Here is a 19,521-nt window from a genome sequence, read left to right as displayed (position 1 = left end):
CCGGCATGATCGACGAGCACTTCGTGGTGGACGCCCACGTGCACACTCCGCGGCTGCCCACGCTCAAGCCCGCGTGGCTCGACTGGGCACGCGATTTCGCCGGCGAATATCCGTGGCGCACGGTGTACGACGCGGACGGCGCGGTGATCCCCGCGGCAATGGACGACCTCATGGCGAGCGAGGGCGTCGACCGGGTGCTGTTGTTCTGCGAATACAGCCCGCGGGCTACCGGTATCCAGGCGATTGAAGACAATCTTCCGCTGGTCGCCTACAACCCGGAGCGGTTCCGGCTGGTGGCCAACGTGAACCCGCATCTGCACCATCCGCTGGTCGAGGAGGTGGAACGGCAGCTAGCGCTGGGCGCGGTGGCGTTGAAGATCCATCCGGTGCACGGCGCGTTTTCCCCGGCGGACAAAGAGTTGTACCCGGTGTACGCCTTGTGCGCCGAGCGCCGGGTTCCAGTGATCCTCCACTCTGGACTGTCGGTTTTCCCGGGTTCCCGTGCTAGCTATGGGGATCCGTCGCTGCTGTCCGATGTGGTCGAAGACTTCCCGTCGGTGAACTTCGTGTTCGCGCACGGCGGCCGGGGCTGGTGGTACGACGTGGCGGCGTTCATGGCCCAGGCGAGGCCGAACGTGTGGCTCGACCTCGCCGGGCTGCCGCCGAAGAAACTGCCGGAGTACTACGCGCGCTTCGACCTCGTGCGGCTGGCGCGGAAGTGGATCTTCGGTACTGACTGGCCGGGAGTGCCGGGAACCGCGGTGAATGTCCGCGCGGTCGCCGATCTGGGGTTGCCCGCTGACGTCCTGGACGGGGTGCTGTCCGGCAACGCGTTACGGCTGATGCCCGGCTTGCGCTGAGCTACTTCCGCCAGAACAGATGATGCACGACCCCGCTGGAGCTGGGGATTTTCTCGAGGTGGTAGCGGTCGGTCAGCTCGTCGGGATTCTCCCAAAGCCGTTCCCCCGCACCGAGTTCGACGGGCGCGACGGCGATGTGCAGCGTGTCGATGAGACCGGCGTCGAGGAATTGGCGCACCGTGTTGACGCCGCCGCCGATCCGCACGTCCTTGTCGCCGGCGGCCTTCTTCGCCTGCGCGAGCGCTTCCTCCGGGGTCGTGTCGAGGAAGTGGAAAGTGGTCTGGCCCAAGGTGATCGAGGGCCGTTCGTGGTGGGTGAGGACGAAGACCGGGGTACGGAACGGCGGTTCGTCGCCCCACCAGCCCTGCCAGTCGTGATTCTCCCACGGACCGCGGTGCGGGCCGAACTTGTTGCGCCCCATGATTTCCGCGCCGACGTGGCCGCTGCGGTGCATGTCGCGGGTGAAGTAGTCGTCGAGCCCGCGGGTGCCGCCCGGTTCGCCGCGCATGGGCCAGCTGGCGGTGGCCCCGGCCCAGGCGAAGAGCGGTCCCGGATCGGGATGGCCGAACGGCTGCTCGAGAGTTTGGTCCGGCCCGGCGCCGTAGCCGTCGGCGGAAACGTTGAAGCACTGGACGCGTACCAGCATCGAGACCCCCTGCTTGTCTTTTGCAAGCACTATGCCGGAGGTGATGGTAAAGTGCAAGTGGTCGGAGGAGGTGTGCGATGCCGGACGGTCCGCGCTCGGGATGCCCGATCAACGCCGCGATCGAGGTGATCGGCGACCGGTGGAGCCTGCTCGTCCTGCGCGACATCATGTTCGGCGACCGGCGGCATTTCCGGCAATTGCAGTCGCAGTCCGAGGAAGGAATCGCGTCGAATATCCTCGCCGACCGATTGCGCACGCTGACCGAAGCGGGTTTGCTCACCCGTGATTCGGCAGGCCGCGGTCAGCGCGCGACTTACAGTTTGACCGAACCCGCGATTCAGCTGGTGCCGGTTTTGGTGCAGCTGGGCAGCTGGGGTTTGCGGCATCGCCCGACGACGCCCGAATTGCGTGTGCGCGCGGAACTGCTGGAGGCGGGCGGACCGCCGCTGTGGGAGGAGTTCATGGCGGAGCTGCGGGAGCGGCATTTGGGGATTCCGCGGCCTGGCGGCGATGGGCCGACGGCGACGGAGCGTTTGGCGGCGGCTTATGCGGAGGCTGTCGCGCGGGGTTGACTGTGGACCGGAGGCGCTCGCCCAGCCCTGGATACGTTCCACTGGAGTTGATCACTCGATTTGGCATTCGTGCTGTTGGAACGGATTCGCCGTGTGCGCGCGGAGCTGCTGGAGGCGGGTGGGTCGCCGTTGTGGGAGGAGTTCACGGCGTGGCTCCGGGAACGGCATGTGGGGATTGCCCGGTCCGGCAGCGACGGAGCGTTCGGCGGCTTATGCGGAGGCTGTCGCGCGGGGCTGACCGCGGACCCGAGGCGCTCGCCCGGCCCTGGATACCTCCCGTCGAAGTTGATCACTCGATTCGGCATTCGTCCTGCGGAAACGGATCCGCCGAGAGGTCCGGATCGTCACCCTTCCCGACTGAGGAAGGGAGCCGGGAATGCCGGACGAGGACGAGGTGCGCCGGTTGTCGAGGAGAATGGCCGGGATTGTCGGCGCGAATCCGGGACTTCGTGACGACACCGACGACGCTTGCCAAACGGCCTGGCTGGAATTCCTGTGCCGCCAGCCGGTTTTGAAGGGGCCGAACAACCTGGCCGGTTGGCTGACCACAGTCGCGCGCAGGCACGCGCTCCGAGCGGTGGAAAAGCGTTCGCAGGTGACATTTGCCGACAATGCGCAATTGGAGACGCACAAGCCGGCGGAGTCGCCCGAGAAGCACGCGTTGGCCGGTGAACTGGCGGCCGCGTTGTGGCGTGCGGTGGAGCAGTTCCCGGAGCGCCATCGGCGGATGGTGTTTCTGCTGGCGCATTATCCGGAGCTGCGACATGACCAGTTGGCGGCGGAATTGGGGGTCGCCACGTCGAGCGTGAGCAAGATCCGGCAACGCTGTTTGACGGCGCTTCGGCGGCGGCTCGAGTCGGAGGGGTTCAGTTATCCCTGACCGCTGAAACCGCCGGTCGGAGGCGCGAACCACGGTACGATCCGGGCCGTGATCCGGACGGCGATCAGGGGGGCGCGGTGAGCGGTGTCAAGGTGTTGGTGGCTGGGGCGAGCATTGCGGGGCCTGCGCTGGCCCACTGGTTGCGCCGGCGGGGAGCCGAGGTGACCGTGGTGGAACGGGCTCCCGAGTTGCGTCCCGGCGGGCAGGCGGTGGACGCGCGCGGGGTGGCCAAGGACGTCATCGCGCGCATGGGCCTCGACGCGGCGGTGCGCGCGGCGTGCACCGACACCGCCGGCGCGCACACCGTCGACGCGGACGGGCAAGTGCTGGAGACCTTCCGTGCCGACGACGACGGCGGCGACGGGTTCATCGCGGACATCGAGATCCTGCGCGGAGACCTGTCGCGGGTGCTCTATGAGGACACCCGCGATGGCGTCGAGTACCTCTTCGGCGACCGGATCGCCGAACTCGCCCAGGACACCGGCGGCGTCGACGTGGTCTTCGCGGGCGGCGACCGACGGCGCTTCGACCTGGTGGTCGGGGCCGACGGGCTGCACTCGTCGTTGCGGTCGATGGTTTTCGGGCCGCACGAGCAGTTCCTTCGCCACCTCGGGCACGTGCTGGCCTTCTACAGCGTCCCCAACGAGTTCGGGCTGGACCGCTGGCTGCTCGAATACCAGGAGTCCGGGCGCACCGCGCTCCTGCGTCCCATCCAGGACGCGACCCGCGCGATGGCGATGTTCTACTTCGCCGCGCCTGATTTCGACGTCGACTACCGGGACGTCGCGGCCCAGAAGGTGCTGCTGCGGGAGCGGATGGCCGGCCTCGGCTGGCGGACCCCGGAGATCCTCGCGCACCTCGACGACACCCCGGACTTCTACCTCGACCAGGTCGCCCAGGTGGTAATGGACCGCTGGTCGAACGGACGCGTAGGGCTGCTCGGGGACGCGGCGTTCAGCTCGTCGCCGATGTCCGGACAGGGCACCGGACTGGCCCTGGTCGGCGCCTACCTGCTGGCCGGCGACCTGGCCGAGGCCGGATGGGACGCCGACGCCGGGTTCGCCCGCTACGAGGCGCGGATGCGTTCGTTTGTCGAAGCCAATCAGGAGATCGGCCGGTTGAACGCGCGCAGCCGTGACGTCCCGGGGCCTGATGCTGAGCCGGGTCCTGATTTCGCCAGCGAAGAATTCATGGAATTGGTCGGGCGCGCGATCAACGGCGTCGAACTGCCGGACTACGCGGAGGTGGAGGACTCCGGACCCTCGGCCAAGCCGTAGTAGGAGCTCAGCCGTTCACCGAGCGGAGGGTCCGCATCGCGTCCGCCAGCCCGGCGGCATCCGGGCCTAGCGGAGTCAGCACGATCCGCCGCAAGATCTCCGCACAAGCGGCCCTCGCTTTGACCGCTACTTCCAGCCCGTGCTCCGTCAGCGCGGCGAACGTCACCCGGCGGTCCTCCGGGCTCGGGACGCGGCAGATCAGATCCGCGGCGACCAGCCGGTCCGCCACCTTCGTGAAGCCACCGCTCGACAGGGCGGCTTCGGTGGCGAGCCGGGTCATCGGCATCCGGTGGTCCGGGGACCGCACCAGGCGCAGCAGGATGTCGAACGACGCGGGGGCCAGGCCGAATCGTTCGGCGATCTCGCCCATCAGCGCGTTCTGCGTGGCCAGATAGCCCTCGATCACGAGGCCCCACCACGTCACGATCTCGTCGTCGTCCGTCTGCGGATCCGGGGTCATCCGGCGGAGTCTACCCGGAATACATCTTGCGCGCGAGAAGTTACCGGGACAATGAAGGGAGCGCATACTCCTGGAAGCGAAGCCGCCGAACGAGGAGCGACGATGATCCACCAGTACACCGAGGGCGATCCCGATCTCCCGGTGCTTCTTCTCCTGCACGGAACCGGCGGCGGCCCGGACGATCTGCTCGGGCTGGCGAGCGAGTTGAGTCCCGGTTCGGGGACGCTCGCGCCGACCGGGCCGGTGTCGGAAAACGGTGCGGCGCGGTGGTTTCGGCGGTTGTCCGAAGGGGTTTTCGACCACGACGACGTCCTCGCGCGAGCGGACGAGCTGGCGGATTTCCTGACCGCCGCCCGCGAGAAGCACGGGTTCGGCAGGGTGGTCGCGGTGGGGTTTTCGAACGGGGCCAACATCGCGGCCGCGGTTGCGCTCACGCGGCCGGACGCGCTCAACGAAGCCATTCTCTTCTCGTCGATGTCCCCGTTGCCGGAGCCGCCACAGCTTGATCTCACCGGCAGCCGCGTGTTCCTTTCCAACGGCGAGCAAGACCCGATGGCGCCGCTGCCCGCCAACGACGAACTCGTGCGGCAGCTTCGCGAACGGCATGCCGAGGTGGCGACGCACCGGTGGCTGGGAGGGCATCAAGTGACCGTCGAAGGAGTAAGCGCGGCCAGGGCTTGGCTCGCTAGGGTCGAGGCATGACCGAGCTGACTCGCGCGCAAAACCTGCTCGCCACCACGATCCTCGCCGACGGACACAACGACCTGCCCTGGGCGCTGCGCGACAAGGCCGGTCCGAACCCGGTCGAAGCGGTGGCCGGCGTGGACCTCACGGTGGCGCAGCCGACGCTGCACACCGACTTCCCCAAACTCGCCGAAGGCAAGCTGGGCCTGCAGTTCTGGTCGGTGTACGTCCCGTGCGAGTTCAAGGGCGACAGCGCGGTCACCGCGGTCTTGGAACAGATCGAGGTGGTTTACCAGCTCGCCGAGCGCTACCCCGAGCGGCTGCGGCTGGTGACCACGGCCGACGAGGCCGAGGCGGCGTTCGCGGATGGGCGGATCGCGTCGCTGCTCGGTGCCGAAGGCGGGCACAGCATCGCGGAATCCCTTGGGGTGCTGCGGATTCTGCGCCGGCTCGGCGTTCGCTACATGACGCTGACGCACAACTTCAACACCACCTGGGCGGACTCCGGAACCGACAAACCCGAGCACGACGGGCTCACCGAATTCGGCCGCGAGGTCGTGCGCGAGATGAACCGGATCGGCATGCTGGTGGACCTTTCGCACGTCGCGCCGAGCACCATGCGCGCCGCGATCGAGGTGTCCAGCGCGCCGGTGATCTTCAGCCATTCGTCGTGCCGCGCGGTCAACGACCATCCGCGCAACATCCCCGACGACGTCCTCGCCCAGCTGCCCGGCAACGGCGGCGTCGCGATGATCACCTTCGTGCCCGCCTTCATCTCCGCCGCGGTCACCGAATGGGACAACCAGCTCCGGGACGCGATGACGGCCGCCGGACAGGAGTTCCTCGACCTCGGCCAGCGCGGCCGGTTCGCCGAGACCTGGGACGCGCCGCCCAAGCCGAAGGCGACGATCGAGGACGTCGTCGCGCACATCGAGCACGCGCGCGAGATCGCCGGGATCGACCACATCGGACTCGGCGGCGACTACGACGGCGTCGGCGAGCTGCCGGTGGGCCTCGAGGACGTGTCGACGTACCCGGCGCTCATCGCCGCGCTGATGGAACGCGGCTGGAGCGACGAGGACTGCGCGAAACTCGCCGGCCGCAACACGCTGCGGGTGCTGCGCGACGTCGACGCCAAGCTCTGAATTAGCGCATCACGGCGAGTGGGCGGACAATCACGGTATGTCCCACGCGCGAAACGACGACCCCACCGGGGCCGCGAAATCGGAAATTCCCGAGGCGCCGGGCACCGAGGTGCCCGGCGCGCTCGACCACGCCCCCCCGGGCACCGCACCGGGAGCCGAACCCGGACCGCGCCCGCCCGCCGCGAAACCCGCGGGCCGCCGGGGCAAGGTCAAGTCCACCCGCATCAGCGGCACCTGGATCGCCGTGATCGTGGCGATCGTCGTGCTGGCGTTCCTGCTGGTGTTCATCCTGCAGAACCTGGACACGGCGACCGTCCACTTCCTGGGCGCGTCCGGCAGCATGCCGCTCGCGGTGGCGATGCTCTTCGCCGCTATCGCGGGTGCGGCGCTGGTCGCGCTGATCGGCGGGGCGCGCATTCTGCAGCTGCGGAAGCAGGCTCGCCGACGGCGTTAGCCGCATTCCTGTGCTCGCAGGCCCAGCAGGATCTCGCATACCGCGGGATCCCCGCTGAGCTGCACCCGCGTGCGCACTTCCGCCGCGGGCAACGTCCCGCTGCACAGCCGCCAGAACGCGTCCGCGTCGGTCGCCAGCGACGCCAGCGGAGACCGTGACGTAGCCGCGCCCCGGTCGATCGTCCAGCCCACCGCAGTGGCGCGCACGGTCCACCGCCCGGCCCCCTCCACCGAGCACGCCACCTGACGGCCAGCCCGAGCGGTCACCGCGCGCAACGTCTGCGGCAGCGAGCGCAGGAACGTGTCCACCACCGGCGTCCGGAACTCCGGCTCGTCGAGCAGCGGAGCCTCCACCGCCTCCCGGATCTGCTGCTGATGCACCCACTGCTCGGCGTAATCGCGAGCGACCGTCAGCCACAACGGCGTCGCGGCCGGTTCGTCCAGGTCCCGGTGTTTCCACAGCTCGGTCAGCTGCGTCGTGCTGTCCACGAACATCGCGAACAGCACCTCGGGCGACAGCTGCCGGCAGGCGGACACCCAAGACGCCCCCTCGCCGAAGTGGCCGTCGCGGTCTCGCGAGAGCCGCGTGAGCTTCCGGCCGAGGATGTGGGCGGTGAGGTCGTGCACCGTCCATTCGCCGAGCGCGGGCAGTGCCCACTCCGGCGTCCGGAGGTCGGAGAGAACTCCGATCAGCGCCTGTTCTTCTCCGGCGAGCAGCGGCAGCACGTCGATCGGCGGTCCCCACGGCGCGGTCATGCGCGTCATCCAACACCCACCGGCCCGGCATCACAGGGCCGTTCGGCCTACTCGCAGGTAGCATCAGCGCGAACAGTGAGGGGAGCAGCCCGTGGACTACCAGCGACCGAACGGCCGGGGCACCGCCGAGGACGTGGCCAACCTGGCCCGCCGGGCCGGCCAGCTCGCCGGATGGGCGGCGCGCACCGGCTTCGACCTGACCCGCAAACTCCCTGGGATCGACACCGCCGAACGCGGCCTCAAGCAGGTCGAACGCGGGCTGCTGAGCGAGCTGCGCCGCCGCCTCGACGAGGTCGACGATCCGTATCACGCGGCGCTGACCGCGGCGTCCGCGATGAACCGCGCCGACGCCGGAAGCCGCGCGGTCGAGACGACCGTGACGCTGGTGCCCGCGCGCGATCACGTCGAACCGCTGCGCGCGGCGATGGCCGAACTGCTCAACCACTCCATCGGCTTCGGCCGCGAGCGGGCCCGCGAGTACCTCTACGCGATCATCCTCCGCCAGCTCACCCCCGACGAGGCACGCATCCTCGCCGCGCTGTCGGACGGCTCCCCGTTCCCCGCGATCGACGTCGCCGAGCGCAGCGCCATGGGCGGCACCGGCCGGATCGTGCTCCGCAACGCCTCGACGGTCGGCAAGGCGGCCGGGGTGTCGCTGCCGGACCAGGTGCCCGGCTACGTGACCCGGCTGATCGGCCTCGGGCTGGTCGAACTGGACGAGGAGGTGCCCTCGCTCGAGACGCAGTACGAGATCCTGCTGACCGACGAGTCGGTCCGCGAGGTGGAGAAGCAGGTGAAGCGGATCAAGATCATCCGCCGCACCATCCACGTCTCGCGGCTCGGCGCGCAGTTCTGGCAGGCCTGCGACCCGAGCCTGGGCTGACCCCGATGGGCGAGTTCGTCTCGAAGCTCCTCGACGACTTCGTCCGGCACTGGCCGCTGTATGTCTCCATCCCGATCGTCGCCGCGCTGATCGGGTACGGCACGAAGCTGGTCGCGATCCGGATGATGTTCCAGCCGGTCGAGTTCATCGGCGTCAAACCCTTCCTCGGCTGGCAGGGCATCGTGCCCAAGCGGGCCGCGCGGATGGCGAGCATCGCCTGCGACACGATGACCGAGCAGCTGATCAAACCGGCCGAGGTCGTCGCCCGGCTCGACGCTGACCGGATCGCCAAGGAAATCGAGAAACCGCTGCTCGCGGCGGTCGAGGACATCGTGCGCGAGGTGGCCGGGCACTACCAGCCGGGCCTGTGGGAATCGCTGCCGGTCGGCGTGCAGCGGCTGGTGATTCACCGCGTACAGGCCGAATCGCCGCACATGGTCAAGGCCGTGCTCGAACTCATCCAGTCCGATGTGGACAGTGTGTTCGACCTCAAGGGCATGGTGGTGACCAGCCTCGTCAAGGACAAACGGCTGCTGAACCGGATCTTCCAGGAAGCGGGCGCGGAGGAGTTCAAGTTCATCGCCCGCTCCGGCCTGGTGTTCGGCGGCCTGATCGGCGTGATCCAGATGGTCGCGTGGGTGCTGTTCAAATTCCCGCCGATCATGCCGCTGTTCGGCCTCTTCACCGGCTGGTTCACCGACTGGCTCGCGCTGCGGATGATTTTCTACCCGCTGGAGCCCAAGAAATACTTCGGCGTCACCTGGCAGGGCCTGTTCCTCAAGCGGCGCGCGGAGGTCGCCGAGGCGTACGGCGAGTTGATCGCGAAAGAAATCATCACGCCGCACAACGTCATCGAGGCGGTGCTGCAGGGTCCGCTTTCCGACCGCGTGCTCGCGCTCATCCAGCAGCAGCTCGACCGCGAGCTGGGCCGCGCGGCGAACGTGGCGAAACCGTTGCTGGTCTTCGCCATCGGCAGCCGCCGCTACCAGGACATGAAGCTGGCCATCTCCGAGCAGATCATGACCCGGCTGCCGGAGACGATGCGCTACATCGAGGATTACGCCACCGACGCGATGGACATCCGGAATGTCCTGGTCGGGAAGATGAAGGAATTGTCGCCCGAGGAGTTCGAGCAGCTGCTGCGCCCGGCTTTCCAGCAGGACGAATGGATTCTCATCGCGACCGGCGCGGTGCTCGGGTTCGCGGTCGGCGAGGCGCAGGTACTGGTGCTGGAGCATCTCGCCGTGTGACGCCTCCCCCTTGTGGAGGAGCGGGCTGGGCCGGGAGACTGACCCTCATGGGTGAGACGGCGGTGCCGTGGCCGCAGGAAATCCGGATCGCGATGGCCATGGTGGGGGGATCCAGCCTGGCAGTGTGGATGGGGGGAGTCGCTACCGAGACGTCGGCGTTGCTGCACGCTTCGCGCACGCCGGACGAGAGTAACGGCTATCGGAAACTTCTCGACCTTTTGCACGCTTCGGTCCGCCTTGACGTGCTCACCGGCACGAGCGCGGGCGGCATCAACGCCGCGTGCCTCGGTTTGGCGGAGGCGTACCGGTCGACACCGGCGATCTTGCGCGACACCTGGTTCTCCGCCGGGTCGCTGGAAAACCTGATCCGCGACCCCGGTGAAACTCAGCCGCGTTCGGTGCTGAACGGCGACAAGGTGCTGCTGGGCGGCCTGGTCCAGGCGATGCACGACATCACCGGATCCGGCGTCGTGCCCACCGAGCCGCCGGACGTGACCGTGCTGCTCACCGGAACGATGCTCGACGGCGAGACCACGCAATACGACGACGCGCTCGGAAACCGCGTGCGGGACACCGAACATCGCATGCTGTTCCGCTTCGACGGTCCATTGTGGAATAACCAGGTGCATGGCCCGCTCGCGCTCGCCGCGCGGTCGAGCGCGTCCTTCCCCGGCGCCTTCGAGCTGTCGCGCATGCCGATCGGCCCCGAAGCGGCGGACCGGCTGCATCCGGACATGACCGACTACACCGAGCTGGTGCGTTCGCATTGGCTCGCCGACGGCGGCGTGCTGGTGAACAAACCGCTGCGGCCGGCGTTGCGGGAGATTTTCGAACGCTCGTCCTCGACCGATGTGCGGCGGCTGCTGCTGTACGTCGTCCCGACCGTCGACGGCGAAGCCAAGCCGATGGCGTGCGACCCGGCCGATCCGCCGATGCTCGGCACCGCGCTGGCGAAGGTCGCCTCGACGATCATGAGCCAGACCATCAGCGTCGAGCTGGAGGAATTGAGCCGGCACAACTCTTCCGTCACCCGCACCCGGGACACGCGGGTCGCGCTCGCCTCGCTCGGCTTGCGCGGCGGGCAGCTGGTGGACGACCGGGTGCACCGGGCGTACCTCGACCGCCGGGTCGCCCTCGACGCGGCCGACCTGGTGCGAGCGGTCACCCGCCGCTACGAACTGTCCGATGAGGACAGTGGCTGGGCGGCCGGGAATTCGGCTCTGCTGCAAGACATCGCCGCCGACGGACTGCGTCGCGGGATTCCGGACACGGTGCCAGGCGATTCGGTCCCGGTCGGCGAGATGGTCCGCTACCGCACCTCGACGCTGGAAGACGCGGTCGCCACCGGAATCCAGCTGATCAACGCGGGCTTCCGGATGGGCCCGGATCTCGAGCAGGCGACGCAGCTCAACGAGGCGCGCGCGAAGATGCACGCCGCCCGCCGGAGCGCGGCTCGCGAGGCCCGGCTGTCCGGGTGGGTGGCCCGGCACGAACCGCCGTCGCCAGGTACGACGATGCCGGACTGGATCGGCCAGCTCGCCGGCGAATGGGCGGATCTCGGGGCGTCGGACGCGGTACGCGACGCGTGGCCGGAGCTGACCGGCGCGCTGCGGTCGGCCGCTCCGGTGCTGCAAGCGTTGTCGGGCAAGGAAAACCGGTGGTCCGCGGACGCCGCCGACACGGTGACGACGCTGCTGGACTGGTTCGGCCTGGACAACGCGGACGTCGCCGACGGGTTCGTGATGGCGCGGTTCCTGTTGCTGCACATGGCAACCCGCGGGCTCCTGGCCGAAGCCCCGGCAGTGGACCAGCGCGTCGACCTGGTGCAGATGAGCGCGGACAGCCGCACCCTGCTGGACCTGGCGCGACCGCGCGGCCGGGACAAGCTGACCGGGACGCAGGCGAACAACTTCGGCGCGTTCTACAAGGCGTCCTGGCGCGCGAACGACTGGATGTGGGGCCGGATCGACGCCGCGGGCTGGCTGACGCAGTGCCTGCTCGACCCGAAACGCCTGCGGGTGCTGCGCGACATCGTGGGCCCGGAGGAATTCCGGGAGCAGGTAAGGACGACGTTCCGCGAGATCGGCTGGGAGCCGCCTTCTCCCGCGGACAACGGGATGCCCGCGGACCTGCCCGGGCTGCTCGCGCAGCTGGGCGACGAGCTGGCTTTCCTCGGCCTGGACGCGAATCTGTCGCCGGTCGACTTCGGGAAAGAGGTGCCGACCAGCCTTCCGGTGACGTCGATGGTGCTGGCGAAGTCGCGGCAGCTGGCCATCGCGCGGGAGGAATTGCCGGTGCTCGCGCACCAGGCCGAGGCGGATGCGAAGGAGGGCAACGGAAAAGCGTCGGAGAGTTTCCGGAAGCTGATGGTTTCCCGTCCGCTCGACCAAGAACCGAAGAAAGCCGCCGACCAGCCGGAAAACTCCGGACACCAGGACGCGGCTCAGCGCGCTTTTCAAGCCTGCCAAGTCTCCGCCGAACGTTTCGAGGGCGAACTCGGCAGTACTTTGCTCACCAAAACCATTGTCAAAGCCGGAGCCGCCGGGCTCAACGCCGCGTCCACCGCCACGCGGGTCCCGAAAACCCTCCAGCCGCTGGTGAAATTCGCGCAGCTCAGCAGTCGTAGTTCGTGGTGGGTCACACAAGGCGCGACCCGGCTGGGCCGACCCTGGAACCTGCTCGCCGCCGCCATCACCGCGATCGCCGGATTCGTGCTCAGCGGCGAAGGCGGATCCGTCCTGCAGTGGCTCGGCCTGCCGGTCGCCGGCGGTGCGCTCGTGTTCCTCGTGGTGAGTCTGCTGACGTTGAGGCGCACGTGGCGAATGGTGCTCACTGTGCTGGGCGTGCTGGTGGTGGCCGCGTTGCTGTTCGCGGCCTTCCTGCCGCCGATCGCACAGCCGTTGTTCGGCTGGCTCGGCACCGTTGTGGACGGATGGCGGCGCGGGCAAGCTCCGCTGTGGTGGCTCGCCGTCGTCGCGCTGCTCCTGCTGCCCGCGGTCTGGACGCCGCTGTCCGGGCTCGGGCGGCGCGGCCGCGAGAAGCGGCGGTCGCGTGCGGACAGTCCACGCTCCAGCCCCAGGTAGAACACGATTTCCGGCGCTGGAGTTGCGGTAGCGCCGACGAAGGCCCATGGTCTGGTGTCACAGGTGGCATACCGAAGGTGTGCGGCCCAGGCGGACGCGTGCCCAGAACCCGGTCCCGCTAAACATGTTTGTGGTCCTCCTCACCGGGGTATCCACGTCATCCCTGGTGAGGGCGGTGGGCGTGGCATGGATCGCTGGCGGCGCGAAAATTCTCTGTTACGTTTCCAAAGTATGTCCGGAAAGCACTTGATCGAAATCCCGACCAAGGCCGATGGTGCCGCTCTCTGGCGAATCGCACGCGATTCGCAGAAGCTTGATCTCAACTCGCCGTATGCGTACCTGTTGTGGTGCAAGGATTTCGCGGAGACCTCGGTCGTCGCCCGCGTCGACGGTGAGCCAGTCGGATTCGTGATCGCTTACCGAAGGCCGTCCGCACCGGACGTCGCGCTCGTGTGGCAGGTCGCCGTCGACGCGTCGCAACGCGGAAAAGGCCTGGCCGGGCAGTTGCTGGACAGTCTGTACACGCGTCTGGTCGGCGAGGGCGTGCGGTACCTGGAAACCACGATCACTCCGGACAACCAGGCGTCGATCCGGCTGTTCGAGTCGTTCGCGAAGCGCTGGAACGCGGATCTGGAACACCGCCGGTTGTTCGAAGTCGCTGATTTTCCGCAGGGGGAGGCGCACGAACCCGAGGATCTTTACCGGATCGGGCCGCTGCGCCGCTAATAACCCGTCAATTTCGCCGAGTAGGAGCGAAAGAAATCGTTATGAGCATCTTCGAAGAGCTCGAATCAGAAGTCCGCAGTTACAGCAGGGGATGGCCGGTCGTCTTCGACCGGGCGCAGGGCAGCCGGATCTACAGCGAGGACGGCAAGGCCTACCTCGACTTCTTCGCCGGCGCCGGCGCGCTGAACTACGGGCACAACAACCCGTACCTCAAGAAGGCGCTCGTCGACTACATCCAGCGCGACGGCGTCACGCACGCGCTGGACATGTTCACCGTCGCGAAGCGGGACTTCCTGGAGACCTTCCAGGAGAAGATCCTCGCCCCGCGCGAACTGGACTACAAGATCGTCTTCCCCGGGCCCGGCGGCGCGAACGCCGTGGAGGCCGCGCTCAAGCTGGCGCGCAAGGTGACCGGCAAGGAATCGGTCATCAACTTCACCAACGCGTTCCACGGCATGACGCTCGGCGCGCTGTCGGTCACCGGCAACTCGATGAAGCGCGGCGGCGCGGGCGTCCCGCTGGTGCACGCCACGCCGATGCCCTACGACAAGTACTTCGACGGCGCGATGCCGGACTTCATGTACTTCGAGAAGCTGCTCGAAGACTCCGGCAGCGGCCTGAACGAGCCCGCCGCGGTGATCGTGGAGGGCGTGCAGGGCGAGGGCGGCATCAACGCCGCGCGCCTGGAATGGCTCAAGGGCCTCGACGACCTGTGCAAGCGGCACAACATCCTGCTCATCCTCGACGACGTGCAGATGGGCTGCGGCCGCACCGGCCCGTTCTTCAGCTTCGAGGACGCCGGCATTTCGCCGGACATCGTCTGTCTGTCGAAGTCGATCGGCGGCTACGGCCTGCCGATGGCGCTCACGCTGATCAAGCCGGAGCTGGACGTCTGGGAGCCGGGCGAGCACAACGGCACCTTCCGCGGCATCAGCCCGGCGTTCGTCACCGCGACCGAGGCGCTGCGCGTCTACTGGAGCGACGACGAACTGGAGAAGTCCACCAAGGCCAAGGGCGAGCGCATCGCGAGCACCTTCAAGGACCTCGTCGAGCGCTACCCGGAGGCGAACCTCGTCGCGAAGGGCCGCGGTCTGGCGCGCGGCCTCGAATTCGCGAACGGCGACCTGGCGGGCGCGGTCTGCAAGGAGGCCTTCGAGCGCGGCCTGCTGATGGAGACCTCCGGTCCGGACGGCGAAGTGATGAAACTGCTGCCGCCGCTTACCCTCACCGACGAAGAACTGAGCGAAGGCCTCGCGATCATCGAGGAATCCATCGCCGCCGTTCTGAAGTAACCGCCCCGAAGAACAAGAAGGAGCCTTTCACTTGCTGGTCCGCACGCTCGACGAGATCACCGACACCGACGCTGACATCAAGACCGAGAACTGGCGAAGCAAGCGCATCATCCTCGCGAAGGAGGGCGTCGGCTTCTCGGTGCACGAGACCACGCTGTACGCGGGCACGGTGAACGACTTCTGGTACGCCAACCACATCGAGGCCGTTTTCATCACTTCCGGTGAAGGCGAGATCGAGGACCTCGCGACCGGCGAGGTGCACCAGCTCAAGCCCGGCACGCTGTACCTGCTGAACGACCACGACAAGCACCAGGTCCGGCCGAAGACCGAGATCAAGTGCGTGTGCGTGTTCAACCCGCCGGTCACCGGCCGCGAGGTGCACGACGAGAACGGGGTCTACCCGCTCGTCACCGAAGACTCCTGACGCTGAGCCGCTCCCACCACCCCGAGAAAGAAGAAACGCCAGAAGAACTGGAGGCGAGCCACTGTGACGATCATGGACACCCGGGTCGACGACGGTTACCCGACCCGGATCACCGGTACGCCGGAGCACCTTCCGCGCGTGCACCCCACTGTGTGGGGTACCGAGGCTGACGGCCCGATCGACGCCGCGACCCTGGCGAATCACGACGCCAAGGGCTACACGGTCGTCGACGGGCTGCTCTCGCCCGGTGAGGTCCAGACGTACTGGCAGGAGGTCGTCCGGCTGTCGTCGGACGAGAAGCTGCGCGACGACGAACGCGTCATCACCGAGGCGCGGACCGGCGAGGTCCGGTCGATCTTCGACGTGCACGAGATCTCCGGCCTGATCGCCGAGCTGATCCGAGATCCGCGGGTGCTCGACCGGGCCCGGCAGATCCTCGGCTCGGATGTCTACATCCACCAGAGCCGGATCAACTACATGCCGGGCTTCAAGGGCACCGGCTTCTACTGGCATTCCGATTTCGAGACCTGGCACGCGGAGGACGGCATGCCGTCGCCGCGTGCGGTGAGCTGCTCGATCGCGCTCACCGACAACTACCCGTACAACGGCGGGCTCATGGTCATGCCGGGCTCCCAGCGCACGTTCGTGCAGTGCGTCGGCGAGACCCCGGACGCCAACTACAAGAGCTCGCTCAAGGACCAGCGGGTGGGCGTGCCGTCGCCGGACGACATCACGAAGCTCGCCGCCGACTACAGCATCGACCAGTTCACCGGTTCGGCCGGTTCGGCGCTGTGGTTCGACTCGAACATCATGCACGGATCGTCGAACAACATCACGCCGTATCCGCGCTCGAACATCTTCCTGGTGTTCAACAGCGTGGAGAACGCATTGCAGGAGCCGTTCGCCGCCGGCGAGCGGCGGCCGTCGTTCATCGCGGGCCGCAACCCCGCGCCGATCACGCGGTGACCAGCGTTACCTTCGCCAACCGGCGGGTCGCTCGTAACGAAGAATGTGCGCCCTGTTACGTTGTCGCCACCTCGCAGCTCGTCTGCGGAGGCATGGTTGTCCGCGGCGGTCCGGGTTCTTGCTCGGGGTGAGCCCCCCGAACCGCGGGCGGACGGCCGCGATGCACGGGTGGACCGCGCCCCCTGGCGGCCCGGCCGACGATCATTGAGTCCGGCCCCGCACCATCAGATCGGGACTGATGGTGCGGGGCCGGACTCGTCTGTTCAGGGGTCGAATTCACGAAAGAGCGGTTTCTGCGGGCTGCCGCTGACGGTAAGTTGACCTGTCTGGCTGGGGGTGAGCCTGGGAGGTGCGCGCGAGCATGGCCGATGCCGGCGCGCGGGTCGAACTGCTCGGCCCGGTGCGACTGCTCGATGGCAGCCGTGCGGTACCTGTCGGCGGTCCCGGGGTGCGGGGGCTGCTGGCGCTGCTCGCGCTGCGCGTGGGCACGGTGGTGCCGCTCGAGGAGATCATCGACGCGCTGTGGGGCCACGATCCGCCCGCCACCGCCCGCACCATCGTGCACGGCAACGTGTCGCAGCTGCGCCGTCTGCTGCGGGAGATGGCCGAACCGGTCGCGGTGATCAACACGCGCCCGCCCGGCTACCAGCTTTCCCTCTCCCCGGACCGGATCGACGCGCACCGCGCGCGGGCGCTGCTCGACCAGGCCGCGCTGGAGCCGCCGGAGAGCGCGTCGAAACTGCTCGCCGAAGCACTCTCGCTGTGGCAGGGCCCGACACTGTCCGGCGTGCCCGATTCGGTACGGGCGCCCGAATTGGACGAGCTGCGGCACGCGATCCGCTACGCCAGGGTCAACGCGGATCTGGACCTCGGCCGCTACGACGAGCTGATCGTGGAGCTGAGCCCGATCGTCCGCGCCGACCCGCTCGCCGAACGCATCGCCGGACAGCTGATGCGCGCGCTCTACCACGCCGGGCGGCGCGGTGAAGCGCTCGAGCTGTACCGCACTGTCTCGCGGGCCACGCTCGGTTCGCTGGGCGTCGAACCCGGCGCCGATCTGCGCTCGCTGCACGAGCGGGTGCTCAACGACGATCTCGCCGCGCAGGAGAGCGCGGTGCCGGAGCAGGCCGCCGCGCCGTCTCAGCTGCCGCCCGCGCTGCCGACGCTGGCCGGGCGCGAGGCCGAGGTGGAGTGGCTCGACGGGCTCGCCGAACGCGGCGACAGCACCGTGATCGTGTCCGGCACCGCCGGGGTCGGCAAGAGCGCGCTGGTCATTTGGTGGGCGCATCGCGCGGCCCGGCTGTTCCCGGACGGGGTGCTGTACGCGGCGCTGCAAGGGTTTGACCCGCATCAGCCGCCGCTGGAGCCGGGCGATCTGCTGTCGCAGTTCCTGCTCGGCCTCGGCGTGCCGGCCGACGAGGTGCCGGAGCGGGTGCACGAACGCGTCGCGCTGTACCGCTCGCTGATCGCCGGACGGCGGATGCTCGTGCTGCTCGACGACGCGCGGTCGGCCGAGCAGGTGCGTCCGCTGCTGCCGCCGGGCGCGCGGTCGATGACGGTGGTGACCAGCCGGTCGCGGCTGGAGGCGCTGGCGGTGTCCCACGCGGCGAAGCTGCGCGTGCTCGGCACGCTCGCGCCGGAAGCCGCGGTGAGCGTGATCGAGGAACTGGCCGGGCCCGCGGACTTCGACCTCAACCACGCGCTGGCCCGGCTGTGCGGCTACCTGCCGCTCGCGCTGCGGATCGCCGGGGCGCGGCTCGCCGCCAGTCCACAGTGGACACTCAAGGACCTCGTCGGCGAGCTGGGGAACGAACGCACCCGGCTGGCCGGCCTGGACGTGACCGGAGCCGACGACGGCGTGCGGGCCGCGTTCGACGTCTCGTTCCGCGGCCTGCCGGACAGCCTCGCCAGGACGCTGCTGCGGCTCGGCGCGGTGCCCGCCCGGCACACCGGACCGCACCTGACGGCGGCCATCGCGGAGATCCCGGTCGCGCAGGCCCGCCGCGAACTCCGCACGCTCGCCGCGCACAACCTGATCGCCGAAACCTCGCGCGACGCCTTCGCCCCGCACGACCTGGTCCGGCTCTACCTGCGCGAGCTCGCGGAAACCGAACTAGACCCGGCTGAACGCGCGGCAGTGCTCGACCGGGCGATCCGCTACCACCAGGCCGCCTCGGACACCGCGCGCCGGAAAATGCTCCGGATCGTCGACCCGCTCGACCTCACCGGCCTTGTGCCGCCGGACGCGCTGCCGCCGCTGGAAACCTTCGCCCAGGCCCAGGACTGGTTCGCCGCGGAATGGCCGAACCTGCTCGCCGTACTGGACGCCGCCCACGCCGACGGCCGCTACGCCGACGTCTGGCGGCTCGCCCGAGTCGCGCACACCTACCGGGTCGTCTGCCCGCTGTACGAGGAATGGATCCGGCTGGTCGACCTCGGCCTGGCTGCCGCTGAGGCCGCTGACGAGCCGCTTGGCCAGTGCTGGATGTTGATCTCCCGCTGCGCCATCGCGCTCACCTTCGAGCTGTCGCAGGGCAGCATCGCCGATGCCGAACGCGCGGTCGGCCTGGCCACTCGGCTCGACGGGCGTTCGCTCATCGTCGCCAAGATCCACCTGGGCAGCGTGCTGACCCTGCTCGGCCGCTACGCGGAGGCGATCGAACGGCTGCTGGAGGCGGTCGCGGAGACCGAACGCACCGGCGATCTCGAACTGCGCGGGCAGGCGCTCAACAACTGCGCCGAGACGGAAAAGCGCGCCGGCCGTCCGGCGGAGGCGATCACCCACCAGCTGGCGTCGCTGAAGATCGACCGGGAGCTTGGCGACGACAGCTACGCCGTGGTGTCGCTGAACAACCTCGCGGAACTGCATCTGGACATCGGCGATCTGGAAGCCGCCGAGCGCTACGCGACCGAGGCTGTGTCGCTGGCGGTGGCGCGGCAGTTCGAGCTGCAGGAGGGAATCCTGCGGGTGACATTGGCGCGGATCCTGCGCGGCCAGGAGCGGCTCGACCCGGCACGGGAGCAGTACCGGCGGGCGGTCGCGTTGTACGAGCGGATGAATCCTCGGCAGGTCGAGGACTTGCGCAAGGAAGCGGCCGACCTGGGCTGAGCGGCGATGCCCGGAACCCAGGCGGCGCGGGCTGCGTCTCCGAGGTCCGTGAAGG

Annotated in this window: 18 protein-coding genes; 15 read left to right on the top strand and 3 right to left on the bottom strand. The window is 68.7% G+C overall.

Features of this window, described 5'->3' with window-relative positions:
• Window positions 1-5: 5 nt before the first annotated feature.
• Window positions 6-860, top strand: a complete 855-nt coding sequence (locus ABD156_RS01605) for an amidohydrolase family protein (RefSeq protein WP_344265145.1) — start codon at window positions 6-8, stop codon at window positions 858-860.
• A 1-nt stretch (window position 861) separates the two neighbouring features.
• On the opposite strand, the gene ABD156_RS01600 is transcribed toward ABD156_RS01605, so the two are convergent.
• Complete coding sequence (locus tag ABD156_RS01600) at window positions 862-1,506, bottom strand: dihydrofolate reductase family protein (protein WP_344265142.1); 645 nt, start codon at window positions 1,504-1,506, stop codon at window positions 862-864.
• 77 nt (window positions 1,507-1,583) lie between these two features.
• On the opposite strand from ABD156_RS01600, the gene ABD156_RS01595 reads away from it, so the two are divergent.
• From ABD156_RS01595 to ABD156_RS01585, 3 genes are all read left to right on the top strand, one after another.
• On the top strand, window positions 1,584-2,078 hold the full coding sequence (locus tag ABD156_RS01595; RefSeq protein WP_344265139.1) for a winged helix-turn-helix transcriptional regulator: 495 nt from the start codon (window positions 1,584-1,586) through the stop codon (window positions 2,076-2,078).
• 376 nt (window positions 2,079-2,454) lie between these two features.
• Window positions 2,455-2,958: an RNA polymerase sigma factor gene (locus ABD156_RS01590; RefSeq protein WP_344265136.1), complete on the top strand. Its 504-nt coding sequence runs from the start codon at window positions 2,455-2,457 to the stop codon at window positions 2,956-2,958.
• A 77-nt stretch (window positions 2,959-3,035) separates the two neighbouring features.
• Window positions 3,036-4,235: an FAD-dependent monooxygenase gene (locus ABD156_RS01585; protein ID WP_344265133.1), complete on the top strand. Its 1,200-nt coding sequence runs from the start codon at window positions 3,036-3,038 to the stop codon at window positions 4,233-4,235.
• Window positions 4,236-4,242: 7 nt separating this feature from the next.
• Here the strand turns inward: ABD156_RS01585 and ABD156_RS01580 are convergent, their stop codons facing one another.
• On the bottom strand, window positions 4,243-4,695 hold the full coding sequence (locus ABD156_RS01580) for a MarR family winged helix-turn-helix transcriptional regulator (protein ID WP_344265130.1): 453 nt from the start codon (window positions 4,693-4,695) through the stop codon (window positions 4,243-4,245).
• A 102-nt stretch (window positions 4,696-4,797) separates the two neighbouring features.
• Here ABD156_RS01580 and ABD156_RS01575 point away from each other — a divergent pair, with 102 nt between their 5' ends.
• The 3 genes from ABD156_RS01575 to ABD156_RS01565 are packed head-to-tail and all read left to right on the top strand — an operon-like array spanning window position 4,798 to window position 6,978.
• Complete coding sequence (locus ABD156_RS01575) at window positions 4,798-5,397, top strand: alpha/beta hydrolase (protein ID WP_344265127.1); 600 nt, start codon at window positions 4,798-4,800, stop codon at window positions 5,395-5,397.
• On the top strand, window positions 5,394-6,524 hold the full coding sequence (locus tag ABD156_RS01570) for a dipeptidase (RefSeq protein ID WP_344265125.1): 1,131 nt from the start codon (window positions 5,394-5,396) through the stop codon (window positions 6,522-6,524). The genes ABD156_RS01575 and ABD156_RS01570 overlap by 4 nt, the downstream gene beginning before the upstream one ends.
• A 37-nt stretch (window positions 6,525-6,561) precedes the next feature.
• A complete protein-coding gene (locus ABD156_RS01565; RefSeq protein WP_344265122.1) occupies window positions 6,562-6,978 on the top strand; it encodes a LapA family protein in 417 nt (138 codons plus the stop codon).
• On the opposite strand, the gene ABD156_RS01560 is transcribed toward ABD156_RS01565, so the two are convergent.
• The gene (locus tag ABD156_RS01560; RefSeq protein WP_344265119.1) at window positions 6,975-7,733 is read right to left on the bottom strand and encodes a maleylpyruvate isomerase N-terminal domain-containing protein; all 759 of its coding nucleotides are present in this window, start codon (window positions 7,731-7,733) and stop codon (window positions 6,975-6,977) included. The two genes, ABD156_RS01565 and ABD156_RS01560, sit on opposite strands and share 4 nt — an antisense overlap.
• Window positions 7,734-7,824: 91 nt before the next feature.
• Here ABD156_RS01560 and ABD156_RS01555 point away from each other — a divergent pair, with 91 nt between their 5' ends.
• The 8 genes from ABD156_RS01555 to ABD156_RS01520 all read left to right on the top strand — a co-directional run bounded on the left by ABD156_RS01555 (window position 7,825) and on the right by ABD156_RS01520 (window position 19,466).
• Window positions 7,825-8,616 (top strand): Abi-alpha family protein, encoded by a 792-nt coding sequence (locus ABD156_RS01555; protein WP_344265116.1) that lies wholly within the window; start codon window positions 7,825-7,827, stop codon window positions 8,614-8,616.
• A 5-nt stretch (window positions 8,617-8,621) separates the two neighbouring features.
• Window positions 8,622-9,866 carry a DUF445 domain-containing protein gene (locus ABD156_RS01550; protein WP_344265113.1) on the top strand — a complete coding sequence of 415 codons (1,245 nt, stop codon included), beginning with the start codon at window positions 8,622-8,624 and terminating at the stop codon, window positions 9,864-9,866.
• Between the two features lie 47 nt (window positions 9,867-9,913).
• Window positions 9,914-12,949 carry a patatin-like protein gene (locus ABD156_RS01545; protein WP_344265110.1) on the top strand — a complete coding sequence of 1,012 codons (3,036 nt, stop codon included), beginning with the start codon at window positions 9,914-9,916 and terminating at the stop codon, window positions 12,947-12,949.
• A 231-nt stretch (window positions 12,950-13,180) separates the two neighbouring features.
• Window positions 13,181-13,675, top strand: a complete 495-nt coding sequence (gene ectA / locus ABD156_RS01540) for a diaminobutyrate acetyltransferase (RefSeq protein WP_344265107.1) — start codon at window positions 13,181-13,183, stop codon at window positions 13,673-13,675.
• A gap of 41 nt (window positions 13,676-13,716) precedes the next feature.
• Window positions 13,717-14,967 carry a diaminobutyrate--2-oxoglutarate transaminase gene (gene ectB / locus ABD156_RS01535; protein ID WP_344265104.1) on the top strand — a complete coding sequence of 417 codons (1,251 nt, stop codon included), beginning with the start codon at window positions 13,717-13,719 and terminating at the stop codon, window positions 14,965-14,967.
• Window positions 14,968-14,998: 31 nt separating this feature from the next.
• Complete coding sequence (locus ABD156_RS01530; RefSeq protein WP_093572617.1) at window positions 14,999-15,391, top strand: ectoine synthase; 393 nt, start codon at window positions 14,999-15,001, stop codon at window positions 15,389-15,391.
• A gap of 63 nt (window positions 15,392-15,454) precedes the next feature.
• On the top strand, window positions 15,455-16,357 hold the full coding sequence (gene thpD / locus ABD156_RS01525; RefSeq protein ID WP_344265098.1) for an ectoine hydroxylase: 903 nt from the start codon (window positions 15,455-15,457) through the stop codon (window positions 16,355-16,357).
• A 361-nt stretch (window positions 16,358-16,718) separates the two neighbouring features.
• Window positions 16,719-19,466, top strand: coding sequence for an AfsR/SARP family transcriptional regulator (locus ABD156_RS01520; RefSeq protein WP_344265095.1), 2,748 nt, complete (start codon window positions 16,719-16,721; stop codon window positions 19,464-19,466).
• Window positions 19,467-19,521: the final 55 nt, after the last annotated feature.

Origin of the sequence: Amycolatopsis albidoflavus (genome assembly GCF_039525725.1) — a bacterium.
GTDB classification, from domain to species: Bacteria; Actinomycetota; Actinomycetes; order Mycobacteriales; family Pseudonocardiaceae; genus Amycolatopsis; species Amycolatopsis albidoflava.
Note: the sequence above shows the minus strand (reverse complement) of the source record. Positions and strands in the feature narration are given on the sequence as shown.

Bases quoted from the DNA above. Each gene is read 5' to 3' on its own strand.
- ABD156_RS01605 (WP_344265145.1), top strand. From the start codon at position 6: ATGATCGACGAGCACTTCGTGGTGGACGCCCACGTGCACACTCCGCGG.
- ABD156_RS01600 (WP_344265142.1), bottom strand. From the start codon at position 1,506: ATGCTGGTACGCGTCCAGTGCTTCAACGTTTCCGCCGACGGCTACGGC.
- ABD156_RS01595 (WP_344265139.1), top strand. From the start codon at position 1,584: ATGCCGGACGGTCCGCGCTCGGGATGCCCGATCAACGCCGCGATCGAG.
- ABD156_RS01590 (WP_344265136.1), top strand. From the start codon at position 2,455: ATGCCGGACGAGGACGAGGTGCGCCGGTTGTCGAGGAGAATGGCCGGG.
- ABD156_RS01580 (WP_344265130.1), bottom strand. From the start codon at position 4,695: ATGACCCCGGATCCGCAGACGGACGACGACGAGATCGTGACGTGGTGG.
- ABD156_RS01575 (WP_344265127.1), top strand. From the start codon at position 4,798: ATGATCCACCAGTACACCGAGGGCGATCCCGATCTCCCGGTGCTTCTT.
- ABD156_RS01570 (WP_344265125.1), top strand. From the start codon at position 5,394: ATGACCGAGCTGACTCGCGCGCAAAACCTGCTCGCCACCACGATCCTC.
- ABD156_RS01565 (WP_344265122.1), top strand. From the start codon at position 6,562: ATGTCCCACGCGCGAAACGACGACCCCACCGGGGCCGCGAAATCGGAA.
- ABD156_RS01560 (WP_344265119.1), bottom strand. From the start codon at position 7,733: ATGACCGCGCCGTGGGGACCGCCGATCGACGTGCTGCCGCTGCTCGCC.
- ABD156_RS01550 (WP_344265113.1), top strand. From the start codon at position 8,622: ATGGGCGAGTTCGTCTCGAAGCTCCTCGACGACTTCGTCCGGCACTGG.
- ABD156_RS01545 (WP_344265110.1), top strand. From the start codon at position 9,914: ATGGGTGAGACGGCGGTGCCGTGGCCGCAGGAAATCCGGATCGCGATG.
- ectA (WP_344265107.1), top strand. From the start codon at position 13,181: ATGTCCGGAAAGCACTTGATCGAAATCCCGACCAAGGCCGATGGTGCC.
- ectB (WP_344265104.1), top strand. From the start codon at position 13,717: ATGAGCATCTTCGAAGAGCTCGAATCAGAAGTCCGCAGTTACAGCAGG.
- ABD156_RS01520 (WP_344265095.1), top strand. From the start codon at position 16,719: ATGGCCGATGCCGGCGCGCGGGTCGAACTGCTCGGCCCGGTGCGACTG.